Raw genomic sequence first — 15096 nt, forward strand, 5'->3', positions numbered from 1 at the left:
ACAACGGCCACAGGAGACCGCCATGACACCCGCCGAAGAAGCCCTGCGCGAAGCCGCGTTCGAATACCACCGCCTGCCGCGCCGGGGCAAGATCTCCGTCAATCCCATCAAGCCCCTGTCCAACCAGCGCGATCTCTCGCTGGCCTACTCCCCCGGTGTGGCCTACCCCTGCCTGGCCATCGAGGCCGACCCCACACTCGCGGCCGAGTACACCAGCCGCGGCAACCTGGTCGGCGTGATCACCAACGGCACGGCCGTGCTCGGCTTGGGCGACATTGGCCCGCTGGCCAGCAAGCCGGTGATGGAAGGCAAGGGCTGCCTGTTCAAGAAGTTCGCCGGCATCGACGTGTTCGACATCGAGCTGGATGAAAAGGACCCGGACAAGCTGGTCGACATCATTGCCGCGCTCGAGCCCACGCTCGGTGGCATCAACCTCGAAGACATCAAGGCGCCCGAGTGCTTCTACATCGAGAAGAAGCTGCGCGAGCGCATGGGCATCCCGGTGTTCCACGACGACCAGCACGGCACCGCCATCATCTCGGCCGCCGCCCTGCTCAACGGCCTGGAGCTGGTGGGCAAGGACATTGGCTCGGTCAAGCTCGCTGTGAGCGGCGCGGGCGCCGCCGCCATCGCGTGCCTGGACGTGATGGTCGGCCTGGGTGTGGCGCGCGAAAACATTTTTGTCTGCGACTCCAAGGGCGTGGTGTACGAAGGGCGCCCCGGTGGCTACGACGAATCGAAGGCGCGCTACGCACAGAAAACTCAACTGCGCTCGCTGGCCGATGCGGTCAACGGTGCCGACGTGTTCCTGGGCTGCTCGGCGCCGGGCGTGCTCACCGCCGACATGATGAAGACCATGGGACCCCAACCCATCGTGCTCGCGCTGGCCAACCCCGAGCCCGAGATCCGGCCCGAACTGGCCAAGGCCGTGCGGCCTGACTGCATCATCGCCACCGGCCGCAGCGACTACCCCAACCAGGTCAACAACGTCCTGTGCTTCCCCTACATCTTCCGTGGCGCGCTCGACTGTGGTGCCACCAAGATCACGGAAGAAATGAAGCTGGCCTGCGTGCGCCAGATTGCCGATCTGGTGAAGAGCGAGACCAGCGAGGAAGTGGCCAACGCCTATGCCGGGCAAGACCTCTCCTTCGGCCCCGACTACATCATCCCCAAGCCCTTCGACTCACGGCTGATCCTTCGAATTGCGCCGGCCGTGGCACAGGCGGCGGCCGACTCCGGTGTGGCCACGCGGCCCATCAAGGACATGGACGCCTACCGGCAGGAACTCAGCCGCTTCGTCTACCAGACCGGCATCCTGATGCAGCCGATCTTTCACGCGGCCAAGTCGCAACCCGACCGCAAACGTGTGGCCTATGCCGATGGCGAAGATGAGCGCGCGCTGCGCGCCGCGCAGATGGCGATCGACGACCAGCTCGCGCTGCCCATCCTGATCGGCCGCCCGGCGGTGATCGAGGCGCGCATCGCCAAGGCGGGCTTGCGCATGAAGCTCGGGCAGGATGTGCAGAACGTCAACCCCGAGGACGACCCGCGCTTTCGCCAGTACTGGGAGCACTACCACCAACTCATGGGCCGCGAAGGCGCCACGCCCGAAGTGGCCAAGGCGGCGGTGCGGCGCTCCAACACCATCATCGGCTCGCTCATGGTCTCGCTGGGTGACGCCGACGCGCTGATCTGCGGTCTGGTGGGTGGCTACATGACGCACCTGGAGCGCATCGACCACGTGCTCGGACGCCGCGCCGGCGCGGGGCTTTATGCCTCGGTCAACGCACTCATGACGGACCGTGGCCCGCTGTTCATCGCCGACACCTATGTGAACGAACTGCCCAGCGCCGAAGAGCTGGCCGAGATCGCATGGATGGCCGCGCAGGAAGTGCAGCGTTTCGGCCTGCCACCCAAGATCGCCTTCCTCTCGCATTCGAGTTATGGCTCCAGCAAGCGCGCATCGGCCCGCAAGATGGCGCACGCACGCGACCTGTTCGTGGCCGCACACCCCGAAATCGAGTGCGACGGCGAACTGCACGGCGACGCAGCGCTGCAGCCCGAAATCCGCAGCGTCTACCTGACTGATACAACGCTCAAAGGTTCGGCCAACCTGCTGATCTGCCCCAACCTCGATGCGGCCAACATCCTCTACAACGTGATGAAGACGACCGCCAGCGGCGGCGTCACGGTGGGCCCCATCCTCATGGGCTCGGCCGGCACGGTGCACATCCTCACACCAGCGGCCACGGTGCGGCGCGTGCTCAACATGACTGCGCTCGCGGCGGCCAGTGCGCAGGGTGTGGCCAGAGCCTGAGCGCTTGCGTTGTGCATACGAGGGGACGCCATGGCGTCCCTTTTTTTCGCGCCTGCACCGCGCGGGCTCGTGAGCGCACGGCACTCTGCTCCGTGGTCGCCGATGACCGGACCAGCCGAAGAAGTGCATGCGAACCATACACAGGCAAAATCGCCCCGCCATGGTGCACCCCAATCTGGTGCGCACCATTCAGGGTTACTCAGGTAGACGTGGACGGCCCAGGAAATCAAAATCTGTATACACATTGTGTGTTCAAAAGGCTCCCAACCACCTGTTTCCAAGGGTAAGCACCGCTGGCACCCTTATTGCTGATGAAGAAACATGCCTGGGCGCTCCGTCCTCGAACCCTTGCAGCCCCTCACCCCACAGGAGAACCCATGAACAAACGCCACTTCATCCACACCGTCGCCGCACTGGCCACCCTGGCCGCCATGGGCACCGCCCAGGCCCAGACCCCCGTGAAGTTCCAGCTCGACTGGCGCTTCGAAGGCCCCGCCGCACTGTTCCTGCAGCCCGCTGCCAAGGGTTACTTCAAAGCCGCCGGTCTGGACGTGACGATTGACTCCGGCAACGGCTCGGGCGGCACCGTGACGCGCGTGGCCTCGGGTACCTACGACATGGGCTTTGCCGACATGGCCGCGCTGATGGAGTTCCACGCCAACAACCCGGACGCCCCCAACAAGCCGGTGGCCGTGATGATGGTCTACAACAACACGCCGGCCGCCGTGCTCGCGCTCAAGAAGAGCGGCATCACCAAGCCGGCCGATCTCAACGGCAAGAAGCTCGGCGCCCCGGTGTTTGACGCGGGCCGCAAGGCCTTCCCGATCTTCCAGAAGGCCAACAGCGTGACCAACGTGGCCTGGACCTCGATGGACCCACCACTGCGTGAAACCATGCTGGTGCGTGGCGACATCGACGCCATCACCGGCTTCTCGTTCACCTCGCTGCTCAACCTCGAAGCGCGCGGCGTGAAGGCCGAAGACGTGGTCATCCTGCCGTACGCCGACTACGGCGTGAAGCTGTATGGCAACGTCATCATCGCCTCGCCCAAGATGATCAAGGAAAACCCGGCCGCGGTGAAAGCCTTCCTCACGGCCTTCTCCAAAGGCGCCAAGGAAGTGATGGCCAACCCGGCCGCCGCCATCGAGACCGTGAAGGCGCGCGACGGCATCATCAACGTGCCGCTGGAAATCCGACGCCTGCAGCTCGCCATCGACTCGGTGGTGGCCAGCCCCGACGCGCGCAAGGAAGGTTTCGGCCTCATCAACCCCGGCCGCATGAGCCTGATGGCCTCGCAGGTGTCCGACGCTTACGCCACCAAGACCCGCATCGACCCGGCCGCGATCTGGAACGGCACCATGATGCCCGCCGCCGCCGATCTCAACGTGCTGCCGCCCCTCAAGAAGTAAGGCCGGCCCGGCACCTCTGGCCCAGGCCAGCCACCCTGCGGCGGCTGGCCTTTTTTTCAGGAAGACCCATGCAAGACACCTCCAGCAACGCGCCCTTCGTCGATTTCGACCAGGTCTGGCTGGCTTACAACGACGAGCTGCTGGCGAAGAACACCTTCGCGGTGGAAGACATCAACCTGAAGGTCAAGCAGGGTGAGTTCATCGCCATCGTCGGCCCCTCGGGTTGCGGCAAGTCCACCTTCATGAAGCTCACCACCGGGCTGAAGATGCCCAGCATGGGCAAGATCCGCATCGACGGCCAGCCCGTCACCGGCCCGCTGAAGATCTCGGGCATGGCCTTCCAGGCGCCCTCGCTGCTGCCTTGGCGAACCACGCTGGACAACGTGCTGCTGCCGCTGGAGATCGTCGAGCCCTACCGCAGCCAGTTCAAGGACCGGCGCAAGGAATACGTGGAACGGGCCGGCCGGCTGCTCGCCAGCGTGGGCCTGGGTGGCATGGAAAAGAAGTTTCCCTGGGAGCTTTCGGGCGGGATGCAGCAGCGCGCCAGCATCTGCCGCGCGCTGATCCACGAGCCCAAGATGCTGCTGCTCGACGAGCCCTTTGGCGCGCTCGATGCGTTCACGCGCGAAGAACTCTGGTGCACGCTGCGCGACCTCTGGGAGGCGCAGCGCTTCAACGTCATCCTGGTCACCCACGACCTGCGCGAGTCGGTGTTTCTGGCCGATACGGTGTACTGCATGAGCAAGAGCCCAGGGCGTTTTGTGGTGCAGCGCGAGATTCCGATCCCGCGCACACGCGATCTGGAGGTCACGTACACCAAAGAATTTTCAGACATCGTGTTGGAACTGCGCGGCCACATCGGCGCCATGCGCACCCCTGTCAACCAGTGAACGGACCCACGCCATGAACCTGAACAAAAAACAGATGGAGCGCTGGTCGCCGTTTTTGCTGCTGCTGGCGATCATCATCATCTGGGAAGTCATCACCAGTGGCTTTGGTGTTTCCGAATTCATCTTCCCCAGCCCGTCGCGCATCTGGGAACAGACGATGGAGCACAAGACCACCATCCTCGGCCACGCGTGGCGCACCTACTGGGTGACGATGGCCGGCTTCGGCATTGCCATCGTGGTCGGCGTGCTGCTGGGTTTTCTCATCGGCAGCTCGCGCCTGGCCTACGCCGCGGTTTACCCGCTCATGACGGCATTCAACGCGTTGCCCAAGGCGGCCTTCGTGCCCATCCTCGTGGTGTGGTTCGGCATCGGCGTGGGCCCGGCCATCCTCACCGCGTTTCTCATCAGTTTCTTCCCCATCATGGTGAACATCGCCACCGGTCTGGCCACGCTGGAGCCCGAGCTGGAAGACGTGTTGCGCGTGCTGGGCGCCAAGCGTTGGGACGTGCTGACCAAGGTCGGTCTGCCACGCTCCATGCCCTACTTCTTCGGCTCACTCAAGGTCGCGATCACGCTGGCGTTTGTGGGCACCACGGTGTCGGAAATGACGGCCTCCAACGAGGGAATTGGCTACTTGTTGATCTCGGCCGGTTCGTCGATGCAGATGGGCTTGGCGTTCAGCGGCCTGCTGGTGGTGGGTGCCATGGCGATGGTGATGTACGAGCTGTTCAGCTTCATCGAGAAGCACACCACCGGTTGGGCGCACCGGGGTTCGCAAGGAACATGAGCGCCCCCACGCTCCACCGCTGCGCGGGTCGCTTCCCCCCAAGGGGGTGCGGCTTGGCTTGGGGCGGCCCGGCGCTGCAGCCATGAGTCCGGACCAGGTCACCAGGCACCTGCGCCGCGCCAACGAGGTGGCGCGCCGCGCGGCGCGCATGGGCCGCCACCCGTTTGGTGCCTTGCTGGTGGCGCCCGATGGTGAGACGGTGTTGGCCGAGCAGGGCAACATCGACACGGTGAACCACGCAGAGTCCACCTTGGCTCGCACGGCGGCGGGCAACTGGCCGGGTGAGTACCTGGCGCGCTGCACGCTGGTGACGACCTTCGAGCCGTGTGCCATGTGCACGGGCACGCTGTACTGGGCCAACATCGGGCGTGTGGTCTATGGGGCGAGTGAAGAGGCTTTGCTCGCGCTCACCGGCAGTCATGAAGAGAACCCCACGTTGTCGTTGCCTTGTCGTGAGGTGTTGGCGCGGGGGCAGAAGGCTGTTGAGGTCATTGGGCCTGTGCCTTCTTTGGAGGCTGAGATGTTGGAGCCGCATCGCGGTTTTTGGTCTTTGCGTTGAGTTGTTTTCTCCGGCTGGTCCGGTCATCGGCGACCACGGGGCACGGCTCCGCGGCTGTCCCCCGCCCGGGGCTCCTCCTTGATGCCGCTGCGCCATGCGCTCACGAGCCTGGGAGGTGCAGGCAAAAAACCTCAGCGATGAACCTCCGCCTCCCCAGCAGAGGACAGAAGCGCCATGAGCTTCCGACGAATCAGAATCCCAGGCCGATCCGAGTCCATCGAATACTCCACACCACGCCTGCGCAAATCCACCACCGCATCCGGGTCGGTCGATTCGAGGATGTCCTTGTCCTCCCGCGTGATCTCGTCGTCGAAATCGATCAACATCTGCGCCGGGCAGTCTGCCTCCGTGTCGTTGCGAAACAGCCATTGGCACAACTGCATGCGGCCATCGTCGATGGGGGTGAACGCGTTGATGATGATGTGACGGATGCCGCTCGGGTATTCGATATCGAGCCGGCGTGAAAAAGGCTGGTAGTACGCATTTCGCATGTGCCGCTGCGTGATTGCATCCTTCACACCACTGATGCGTTGGAACCGCTCCGGGTTGGCCGCGTCGATCACCGTTTCGGCGTAAAAACCGGCATCGTTCTCAACCAACTCGTACTTGCTCGGCGCGGGTGATGCGGCCACACCAAAGGTGGCGCGGTGCACGAAGCTGAAATGCGAGTTATCGAAGGAGTTTTCGAGCGCGCGCACCGGGCTCGTGTTCCACGTTTCGTAGAACTGGAAGATGGTGCGCCAGCCGTCGGCCTCGAACTCCGGGATCACCGGAATGTCGGCCACCGGGTCATCGAGTGCCACCCAGGCATACCCGTAACGCGCCGTGCAGTGATAGGCCGTTGTGCCGTAGTCCTTGGGGATCTCGCGCTCCACTGGGTACTGTGGAATCATGATCACGCGACCGCTGCGGTTGTAGACCCAGCCGTGGTACCCACACTGAATGTTGCCGTCCTTGCACCAGCCCTTGCTCAGTTTGGCCGTGCGGTGGCAGCAGCGGTCCTTCAACGCGGCGGGCGCGCCGTGTTCGTCAAGAAAAAGAACGATGTTTTCACCCAGCAGGGTGAAGGGCTTGGGGCCGTCGGCCAGCATGCTCAGCGGCATGACAGCGTGCCAGTAGCGGCGGAAGACGGGCTGTTGGGTGACCAGCATGGAAACGCTCCTGAAAGAAATGGCTTGAGGAATCTCAAGAGCAATTTCCTGCTCCGCATGGCGCGGAGCTGAACGCTTCTACTCTGGGTGGGAATGCTAGCAAAACGCAGGCCATCGCGACGCACCGTTTTGATGAATTCTTGTTGGCATGGCTTGTGCGTACGAGCAGTTCGCAGAGTAGAAGCGTTCAGTGGGTGTCACACCACCCGCCCGGAAATTGCTCTTGTACGTCCCCTGTGCCCATGCGGTGCAGCGGGTTGGAACAAGTCCATTTTTTCGGAGCATCACCATGCAACGCCGCCTCTTCATAGCATCTTCTGCCGCCCTCGCCACACTGGGCGCACCCGCCGTCTGGGGCCAGTCGGCACCCAAGCTCACCCCCATCAAGTTCACGCTCGATTTCCGCATCACTGGCCAGACCTCGCCCTTCTTCCTCGCGCAGCAGCGCGGCTACTACAAAGACGAAGGCCTGGACGTGAGTATCGATGTGGGGGCGGGCTCCGTGGCCTCCATCACGCGCATCGCCAGCGGCGTGTACCAGATGGGTTTGGGCGACATCAGCTCGCTCATCGAGTTCCAGGCCAGTCAGAGCGGCACGCCTTTGGTGCAGGCGGTCTACCAGTACTACAACCGCGCACCGTTCGCGATCATCGGCCGCAAGGACCGCGGCATCACCAGCGACTGGCGCAGCCTCGAAGGCAAAAAGATCGCCGCCGCCGCGGTGGAGTCCACCCGTCGCGCCTGGCCCATGGTGGCGCGCAAGCTGCGCGTGAAGGACGACTACTTCCAGTGGGCCACCACCGACTTCTCTTCGCGTGACAACGTGGTGGTGCGGGGCGACGTGGACGGTGCCACCTACTTCCACGACTCCGCCGTGTCGCTGTTCGCACGCATGAAGCTCGACGAGCTCTCCATCCTGCAGTACCAGCAGGCCGGCGTGAACCTCTATGGCAACGCCATCCTCGCGAGCAACGCCATGACCACGCAGAACCCCGTCGCCGTGGCCGGCTTCCTGCGCGCCACCAACCGCGCCATCCTGGAAAGCATGGCCGACCCTGCTGCAGCGATCGCCGCCACCAAGCTGCGGGAGCCCATCCTGAACGAAGCCGTGGAGTTGGAGCGCTGGCGCATCACGCAGCAGTACATCGCCGCGGGCGATACCCGCAGCCACGGCCTGGGCGACGTGCTCAAGCGCACGCTGGAAGAACAGGTGGACGAGGTGGTCAGCGTCTATGGACTGAAGGTGCGCCCGGGTGTGGAAGGCCTATTCAACCGCGCCATGCTGCCCGCCGCCAGTCAACGCATGGTGAAGGCGTGATGGACGCGGAAACACCGATCAACGAACGCGACGGTCTGTACATGCGCCAGGCCATCGCCTGGTCGCGCGTGGCGCGCGACCGGGGCAACCGGCCCTTCGGCGCGGTGGTGGTTGCCGACGACGGCCGCGTGCTGGCCGAGGCCTGGTGCAACACCAGCGAGACCGGCGACTGCACCGGCCACGCCGAGACCAACGCGGTGCGTCAGGTGAGCCCGGTGGTGGATCGCGAGACGCTCTCGCGCGCCACGCTCTACTCCTCGGCCGAGCCCTGCGTGATGTGCGCAGGCGCCATCTTCTGGAGCAACATCGGCCGCGTGGTGTTCGGCATCGACGCGGTGCGCCTGCGGGTGTTCCGCGGCGAACGCTCTGAGCAGCGCGATGCCGAACTCTCGTGCCGGGATGTGTTCAAGGCTTCACCGCACCCGATTGAATGCATCGGGCCGGTGTTGATCGAAGAAGCTAGCGAGCCGCACGCGGGTTTCTGGAAACCAGGGTGACCGGCTAGCTGCAGCTGAACGTGATGCCGATCGCCCCGTTGACAGCCTGGTCCGCAACGGTCGCCGTGTTGGTCCACTGAAGTTCAATCGCGTCGCCGGCACTGAAGTTCACCAGGCCGGAGGTGATGCAAGTCCGCGCGGCGCTGCTGATCGTGCAGGAGAAGGCGGCGGGATCGGTCAGATCTGCGACAACGGGTGAGGGACCAGGCGCACGGAGCAGCTTGAAAGTGTGTGTCTGCCCCACATCGGGCACACCCAGAGTCGCAACGCGAAGGGTTCCAGTGCCGCAGTCGTGCGGAAGAATCTGGGCAAAACGGGTGGTGGAGACGGATATGGAGCTGCCAGCCAGCACCGAGTAGGTTCCGGGTGGTGACAGGTTACCGCTGGCCAGGGACCAGCTGTAGTCCACGGAGGCGGGACCGGTGGCACCCGTGGCACCTGCAGGACCAGCCGTACCCGCAGCGCCCGCTGGACCGGTTGCCCCGGTGGCACCCGCGGCACCGGTCGCACCGGTGGCACCGGTCGCACCAGTCGCTCCTGTGGCACCTGCAGGCCCTTCGGGCCCGGCAGCGCCATCTGCCCCTGCCGGGCCAACCAGGGAAACCGGCACCGTGGGCCAGGCGCCTGCGGCCTTGGGCCCATACAGTGCGCCAGTCTGGTCGTCGACGAAATAGTCCCCGTCCTTGCCCACGGACGCAACGGGTGCGCCCGGCCCGCCGTAGAACACCGGGTGAGTGATCTCGGGCGCACTCGGGGCTGGTCCGTCGCCACCACCACAGGCGCTCAACAACAAGACGGCCAGCACCGCGACAGGCAGCTGGCGGGTGGGCAATGTGCGGCGTGTCATGTCAGCCCCGCGACGGAAAAATGCCTTCGAGGGCGATCACGTAGTACACCCCGAGATACGGGCTGCGTATGCCCACGGGCTTGCTGCCACCGGTGGCGCTCACGCTGATGTTCAGTGTCAACGGCAAGGGGGCCATGGTCTGGTTGGCCGCCGAAGGGGGGGCAAACGCGGGCGCGACAGCACCGGATTCAATGTCAAATATTTCGGCGGGAATGGCCCCGGCGGGGCTGGGGACGGAGCCGAGATTGGTGGAGCAGCTCTGCTGGGCGTGTGCGCCGGGCTGAACCGTTGCCGTGTGTGTGTGCGTCGGCAGCTGGTTGGTGTTCAGGACCACGGATTCGGAGCCGCCGGACTGGCCCACGTACACCGGCTGCAATCCGGGACCGGTGCCGGCACAGATGGGGCCACGGCCACGCAGATCGGGCAGGGCAAAGGTCTGCACGCCATCTCCCCCGTACGCCACACCGATCAACGAAAACAGCGCGGGGTACTGCGCGATCTGCATCAGCGTGCCATCACACATGGCGAAGCCCACGGGCGCGAACGGGAAAGACACCATCTGGATTTCACCGAGAAAGGGTTCTGTGCTCATTTTTTGATTCCTCCTGAATGTTTGACGAATAGGTGACGAATGCCACACCGATGTGGCCGCGCCGATGCTAGGGAGCACCAACGCCCAGGGAAATACCGCGAAGGGACTAATTCATTGCGCCTCGTACACTTTCGCCATGCCCTGGCACGCCCGTCTCTCGCTCGACCTGACTTTCGAGAACCACAAAACCACCGCCCGTTTCGAGCACGACGGCCCGCTGCGCATCCTCAAGAGCCTGTACCCGGAGGGCCCCGCGATCTGCCACAACGTGATCGTTCACCCACCCGGTGGTCTGGTCGGGGGTGATGTGCTGGATGTCCGCGTGCACGCGGGTGCTGGCACGCATGGCTTGATCTCCACACCCGGGGCCACGCGCTTCTACCGCTCCGACGGCCCCACCACCACGCAGCAAGTCACGCTCGCGCTGGACGAAGGCGCCCGACTCGAATGGCTGCCGCTCGAAGCCATCGCCTACCCCGGCTGCCTGGCGCTCAACAGCTTGCATGCCACGCTGGCAGAGGGTGCCGAGATGATCGGCTGGGACGTTTGCGCGCTCGGCCTGCCCACCGCCAACCAACCGTTTGACCGGGGCAGCCTCACGCAGCACCTGGAGATCCCGGGCCTGTGGCTGGAGCGTTCGCGCATCGAGGCCAGCGACACGCGCTTGCTTGAATCCCCGTTGGGCCTGGGCGGGCACAAATGCATGGGCACGCTCTGGCTGGCCTGCGGCACGCCGATCACGCGCGAACGCCGCGAACACCTGCTGGAGATGGTGCGTGCGGTGTTGGGCGGCGAGCACGGCGTGCAGGTGGGCGCCACCTGCCCCAACCCACGCATGCTGGTGGTGCGCGCCGTGGCGCCGCTGGTGGAGCCCCTCATGGCGCTGTTCCAGCAGGTCTGGGCCACGCTGCGCACCGAAGCCTGGGGCCTTGCCAACACGCCACCTCGCATCTGGCGAGTCTGAACCGCTCGAATTGGGGTACAAAACGCCTGCTGTTCGTCGCACCAGGACGCGATGGGCGTGAGCAGAATGGAATAGCCATTGATGGGCGAGCACGCCGCGCGCCCTGAACCAACCATGCCCTTAGCCCCGAACAGCCTGCAAGACGCCCATGCGCTCGTGATCGAGGGCAACCTGCAGTCGCGCTCGATCCTCGTGTCGCAACTGCGCGAACTCGGCGTGGGCACGGTCTCGCAGTGCTCGCGGCTGGTGGAGGCCCGGCGCAAGCTGGAGGTGAACCGCTACGACGTGGTGATCTGCGAACAACACTTCGACCGTGACTCGATGTCGGGCCAGGACCTGCTCGACGACCTGCGGCGCAACCAGCTCCTGCCCTTCTACACGGTGTTCATCATGGTCACCGCCGAGGCGTCGTACGCCAAGGTGGCCGAAGCCGCCGAGTCCGCACTCGACGCCTACCTGCTCAAGCCCCACACCGGCGCCCGCCTGAGCGACCGCATCATGATGGCGCGCGAACGCAAGAAGGCGCTGGAAGCCATCTTCACCGCCATCGACGCCGAGCGGTTCCACGATGCTGCGGTCCTGTGTCTGGAGCGCTTTGAAGCCCGCGGCACCTACTGGCTCTATGCCGCGCGCATCGGCGCCGAGCTGCTGCTGCGCAACGGCGAAATCGGCGATGCGCAGAAACTCTACGAAGCCGTGATCGCCGCCAAAACCCTGCCCTGGGCGCGCCTGGGCGTGGCGCGCGCGCAGCTCGAAGGCGGTCAGCCTGCCAAGGCCGTGACCACGCTGGAGAGCCTGATCCAGGACGACAACACCTACGCCGATGCCTACGACGTGATGGGCCGGGCGCAGTTCGAGCTGGGCAATTTCCAGAGCGCGCTGACCACCTACGAGATGGCCACGAAGCTCACGCCTTCCTCCATCAGCCGCCTGCTCAAGCACGGCATGCTGGCCTACTACACCGGCGACAAGAGCGAAGGCGTGGAACTGCTCGACCGCGCCACGCGCCTGGGCCTGGACTCCAAGATGTTCGACGCGCAGGCCCTGCTGCTGCTGGCCTTTGCGCGCCTGGACAACAACGACCAGCGCGGCCTGGCCCGCACGGTGGACCAACTCACCCGCCTGCGCGACCGCAGCCACATGCCCGCGCGGCCCCACCGCCTGCTGGCCATCGCCGAGAGCCTGCTCGCCCTGCAGCAGCAACACACCTCGCGCGCCCTGGACGACGTGCGTCGCATGGCCAACGACGCCTTGAACCCCGACTTCGACTTCGAGACCGCGTGCAACCTGCTCGCCCTCATGAGCCGGCTGCAGATGCGTTCGATCGCGCTCAACGAAGCCGAAGGCGCGGTGGACACGCTGGCGCTGCGCTTCTGCACCAGCAAGGCCATGAGCGAGCTGATGGCTTGTGCAGCTTCGGGCTGCCAGGACTTTGCCGATCGCGTGCGCGGTGCGCACAGCCAGATTCTGAAGATGACCGAACAGGCCATGACGCTGAGCATCAAGGGCGACCCGCAGGGCACGGTTCTGAAGCTGCTGGAGGACGGTGAGCGCACCCTCAACGCCAAGCTCATCGAGTCGGCCCACCAGGTGCTGCAGCGCTACACCGTGCGCATCGCCGACCACGTTGCCCTCAACGAGCGCACCGACGTGCTGCGCGAGCGCTACCACACGACCATGCAGCATTCCCGCCTGGGCGAACACACGGGTGCGGCGCCCACGCCGGGCGGTGTGTCCTTGCCGGCAGGCTACAAGCCCCCGAGCGCCGACGGCCTGCTCGGCAGCGCAGCACCCAACTAGAGTGCCCCCACGCTCCGCCGCTGCGCGGGTCGCTGCCCCCCGAGGGGGCTGAGCCTGCCTTGGGGCGGCCCGGCGGCTGACTCAGCGCACCGCGAACAGCGACAGCACCTGTTCGCGAAACCAGCGGTTGTCGGGATCACCTTCGAAGCGGTGGCTCCAGTGCAGCGACACAGTGAAGCCCCGGTCCACAAACGGCGGCTGCACGATCACGCACCCACCCGTTTGCACGAAACCCTGCGCGATGTTGCCCGGCATCACCACGCACAGGTCGGTGGCCTGCACGATGGAAGGCAGCACCATGAAGTGTTCGGTGGTCAGGCGCAGGCGCTCCTGCAGACCGGTCTGGGCGAGGATGCGCAAGGTGTCGCTGTGCGTGCGCACCGCCACGAAATCGAGCTGTTGCAAGGCCTTGAGCAGGGCCGCGCCACGCAGGCGCTCCAGCGCCGCGTGCATCGGGTGGCCACTGCGCATGAGCACCACGTAGCGGTCTTGCAGCAGCTCGGTGCGCTGGGTGTCCTTCACCTGCGGCAGGAAGCCGAACGCGAAATCGATGACGCCACTGTCCAGCGCGTCGGCGAGGCCACCGTGGGGCACGGGCCGGGTGGCCACGCGCACGCCGGGCGCCTGCTGCTGCAGACGGGCCATGAGCTCGGGCAGAAAACGGCTCTCGCCAATGTCGCTCATGTGCAGGCGGAACAGGCGGCGCGAGCTGGCCGGGTCGAAACCGCTGGACTCACTCAGCGCGCTGGCCAGCGTGGCCAGCGCACCCTGCACCGCCTCGGCCAGCGCCACCGCCTTGGGCGTGGGCTTCACGCCGCCGGGCGCGCGCACGAACAGCGGGTCCTTCACCAGCAGGCGCAGGCGCGTGAGGCCGTGGCTCACCGCCGGCTGCGTCAGTCCCAGGTGTTCGGCCGCCCGGCTCACGCTGCCGGCGCGGTACACCTCGTTGAAGAGGCGCAGCAGGTTGAGGTCGAGGTCTTTGATATGCATGGCGTTCATGTCGCTTAGTCCCTTCATTGTATTGATCGATGAGCGACGCCTCCCCATACTCGAAGGATCGGTCGCAACCTCACGATGACGACCCCGCTGGAGACAAGCACTTGGAAGTTTCATTCACTCAGGAAATCGAGTCCCTGCGGCTCGGTGACGGCCAGACCTTTCACGGCGAGGGCATCCTGGCCATCACCAAGGCCCTGCTGCAATCGGGCGTGGCCTATGTGGGCGGCTACCAGGGGGCACCGGTCTCGCATCTGCTCGATGTGATGGTGCAGGCCAAGCCCTACATGGACGAACTCGGCGTGCACGTGGAGGCGTGTTCGAACGAAGCCTCGGCCGCCGCCATGCTGGGCGCCTCCATCCACTACCCGCTGCGCGGCGCGGTCACGTGGAAGTCCATCGTTGGCACCAACGTGGCGGCCGACGCCCTCTCCAACCTCGCTTCGCCCGGTGTCACCGGTGGCGTGCTGGTGGTCGTGGGCGAGGACTATGGCGAGGGCGCCAGCGTGATCCAGGAGCGCACCCACGCCTACGCGCTCAAGTCGAGCATGGTGCTGCTCGACCCGCGCCCCGACCTGGAACGCATGGTGCACATGGTCGAACAGGGCTTCCGGCTCTCGGAGGCTTCCAACATGCCGGCGCTCATGGAGTTGCGCATCCGGGCCTGCCACGTGCGCGGCAGTTTTGTGGCCAAGGACAACGTCAAGCCAGCGCTCTCGCGACACAACCTGATCGACGAGCCCGCCAGCTTCGACTACAACCGCCTCGCCCACCCGCCGGTGACCTTCCGCCACGAAAAGCTCAAGGGCGACGAACGCATTCCTGCCGCGCGGCGCTACATCGTCGAGAACGATCTCAACGAGTTCTTCGACGGCGAGCACCAGGACCTGGGTCTCATCGTGCAGGGTGGCCTCTACAACACGCTGATCCGCGCGCTGCAGCAGTTCGGCCTGGCCGATGCCTTCGGGC

Annotated in this window: 13 protein-coding genes and 1 pseudogene; 10 read left to right on the plus strand and 4 right to left on the minus strand. The window is 65.3% G+C overall.

The window, feature by feature from the left end; translation table 11 throughout:
• Nucleotides 1-22 precede the first annotated feature (22 nt).
• The 5 genes from IV113_RS13880 (at nt 23) to IV113_RS13900 (ending at nt 5962) form a co-directional block, all read left to right on the plus strand.
• Entirely contained in the window at nt 23-2317 is a 2295-nt protein-coding gene (locus IV113_RS13880; protein ID WP_291086077.1) for an NADP-dependent malic enzyme, read from the plus strand.
• A 377-nt stretch (nt 2318-2694) separates the two neighbouring features.
• Entirely contained in the window at nt 2695-3726 is a 1032-nt protein-coding gene (locus tag IV113_RS13885) for an ABC transporter substrate-binding protein (protein WP_291086080.1), read from the plus strand.
• Between the two features lie 68 nt (nt 3727-3794).
• Nucleotides 3795-4616 carry an ABC transporter ATP-binding protein gene (locus IV113_RS13890; protein ID WP_291086083.1) on the plus strand — a complete coding sequence of 274 codons (822 nt, stop codon included), beginning with the start codon at nt 3795-3797 and terminating at the stop codon, nt 4614-4616.
• A 13-nt stretch (nt 4617-4629) separates the two neighbouring features.
• A complete protein-coding gene (locus IV113_RS13895) occupies nt 4630-5403 on the plus strand; it encodes an ABC transporter permease (RefSeq protein ID WP_291086086.1) in 774 nt (257 codons plus the stop codon).
• A gap of 82 nt (nt 5404-5485) precedes the next feature.
• Complete coding sequence (locus IV113_RS13900; RefSeq protein ID WP_291086088.1) at nt 5486-5962, plus strand: nucleoside deaminase; 477 nt, start codon at nt 5486-5488, stop codon at nt 5960-5962.
• 131 nt (nt 5963-6093) lie between these two features.
• On the opposite strand, the gene IV113_RS13905 is transcribed toward IV113_RS13900, so the two are convergent.
• Nucleotides 6094-7113 carry an aromatic ring-hydroxylating dioxygenase subunit alpha gene (locus tag IV113_RS13905; protein WP_291086091.1) on the minus strand — a complete coding sequence of 340 codons (1020 nt, stop codon included), beginning with the start codon at nt 7111-7113 and terminating at the stop codon, nt 6094-6096.
• 289 nt (nt 7114-7402) lie between these two features.
• On the opposite strand from IV113_RS13905, the gene IV113_RS13910 reads away from it, so the two are divergent.
• Together IV113_RS13910 and IV113_RS13915 are read left to right on the plus strand one after the other, a co-directional pair.
• Nucleotides 7403-8431: an ABC transporter substrate-binding protein gene (locus tag IV113_RS13910; RefSeq protein WP_291086094.1), complete on the plus strand. Its 1029-nt coding sequence runs from the start codon at nt 7403-7405 to the stop codon at nt 8429-8431.
• Nucleotides 8431-8928 (plus strand): nucleoside deaminase, encoded by a 498-nt coding sequence (locus IV113_RS13915; protein ID WP_291086097.1) that lies wholly within the window; start codon nt 8431-8433, stop codon nt 8926-8928. Before IV113_RS13910 ends, IV113_RS13915 begins: the two co-directional genes overlap by 1 nt.
• A gap of 4 nt (nt 8929-8932) precedes the next feature.
• On the opposite strand, the gene IV113_RS13920 is transcribed toward IV113_RS13915, so the two are convergent.
• Nucleotides 8933-9775, minus strand: a complete 843-nt coding sequence (locus IV113_RS13920) for a hypothetical protein (RefSeq protein ID WP_291086100.1) — start codon at nt 9773-9775, stop codon at nt 8933-8935.
• Nucleotide 9776: 1 nt separating this feature from the next.
• Nucleotides 9777-10367: a tail fiber protein gene (locus tag IV113_RS13925; RefSeq protein ID WP_291086103.1), complete on the minus strand. Its 591-nt coding sequence runs from the start codon at nt 10365-10367 to the stop codon at nt 9777-9779.
• 136 nt (nt 10368-10503) lie between these two features.
• Between IV113_RS13925 and IV113_RS13930 the strand changes: the two genes are divergently transcribed.
• Both IV113_RS13930 and IV113_RS13935 read left to right on the plus strand, forming a co-directional pair.
• Nucleotides 10504-11331 carry an urease accessory protein UreD gene (locus IV113_RS13930; protein WP_291086105.1) on the plus strand — a complete coding sequence of 276 codons (828 nt, stop codon included), beginning with the start codon at nt 10504-10506 and terminating at the stop codon, nt 11329-11331.
• 114 nt (nt 11332-11445) lie between these two features.
• A complete protein-coding gene (locus IV113_RS13935; RefSeq protein ID WP_291086108.1) occupies nt 11446-13131 on the plus strand; it encodes a tetratricopeptide repeat protein in 1686 nt (561 codons plus the stop codon).
• Nucleotides 13132-13212: 81 nt separating this feature from the next.
• Here the strand turns inward: IV113_RS13935 and IV113_RS13940 are convergent, their stop codons facing one another.
• Nucleotides 13213-14130, minus strand: coding sequence for a LysR family transcriptional regulator (locus IV113_RS13940; RefSeq protein ID WP_291086111.1), 918 nt, complete (start codon nt 14128-14130; stop codon nt 13213-13215).
• 101 nt (nt 14131-14231) lie between these two features.
• Here IV113_RS13940 and IV113_RS13945 point away from each other — a divergent pair.
• Nucleotides 14232-15096, plus strand: a pseudogene (locus IV113_RS13945) (indolepyruvate ferredoxin oxidoreductase); the annotation flags it as partial.

This window comes from Hydrogenophaga sp., assembly GCF_018780385.1.
Classification (GTDB): Bacteria; Pseudomonadota; Gammaproteobacteria; order Burkholderiales; family Burkholderiaceae_C; genus Hydrogenophaga.

Excerpts from the sequence above, each read along its gene's own strand:
- IV113_RS13880 (WP_291086077.1), top strand. The coding sequence starts at position 23 with ATGACACCCGCCGAAGAAGCCCTGCGCGAAGCCGCGTTCGAATACCAC.
- IV113_RS13885 (WP_291086080.1), top strand. The coding sequence starts at position 2,695 with ATGAACAAACGCCACTTCATCCACACCGTCGCCGCACTGGCCACCCTG.
- IV113_RS13890 (WP_291086083.1), top strand. The coding sequence starts at position 3,795 with ATGCAAGACACCTCCAGCAACGCGCCCTTCGTCGATTTCGACCAGGTC.
- IV113_RS13895 (WP_291086086.1), top strand. The coding sequence starts at position 4,630 with ATGAACCTGAACAAAAAACAGATGGAGCGCTGGTCGCCGTTTTTGCTG.
- IV113_RS13900 (WP_291086088.1), top strand. The coding sequence starts at position 5,486 with ATGAGTCCGGACCAGGTCACCAGGCACCTGCGCCGCGCCAACGAGGTG.
- IV113_RS13905 (WP_291086091.1), bottom strand. The coding sequence starts at position 7,113 with ATGCTGGTCACCCAACAGCCCGTCTTCCGCCGCTACTGGCACGCTGTC.
- IV113_RS13910 (WP_291086094.1), top strand. The coding sequence starts at position 7,403 with ATGCAACGCCGCCTCTTCATAGCATCTTCTGCCGCCCTCGCCACACTG.
- IV113_RS13915 (WP_291086097.1), top strand. The coding sequence starts at position 8,431 with ATGGACGCGGAAACACCGATCAACGAACGCGACGGTCTGTACATGCGC.
- IV113_RS13920 (WP_291086100.1), bottom strand. The coding sequence starts at position 9,775 with ATGACACGCCGCACATTGCCCACCCGCCAGCTGCCTGTCGCGGTGCTG.
- IV113_RS13925 (WP_291086103.1), bottom strand. The coding sequence starts at position 10,367 with ATGAGCACAGAACCCTTTCTCGGTGAAATCCAGATGGTGTCTTTCCCG.
- IV113_RS13930 (WP_291086105.1), top strand. The coding sequence starts at position 10,504 with ATGCCCTGGCACGCCCGTCTCTCGCTCGACCTGACTTTCGAGAACCAC.
- IV113_RS13935 (WP_291086108.1), top strand. The coding sequence starts at position 11,446 with ATGCCCTTAGCCCCGAACAGCCTGCAAGACGCCCATGCGCTCGTGATC.
- IV113_RS13940 (WP_291086111.1), bottom strand. The coding sequence starts at position 14,130 with ATGAACGCCATGCATATCAAAGACCTCGACCTCAACCTGCTGCGCCTC.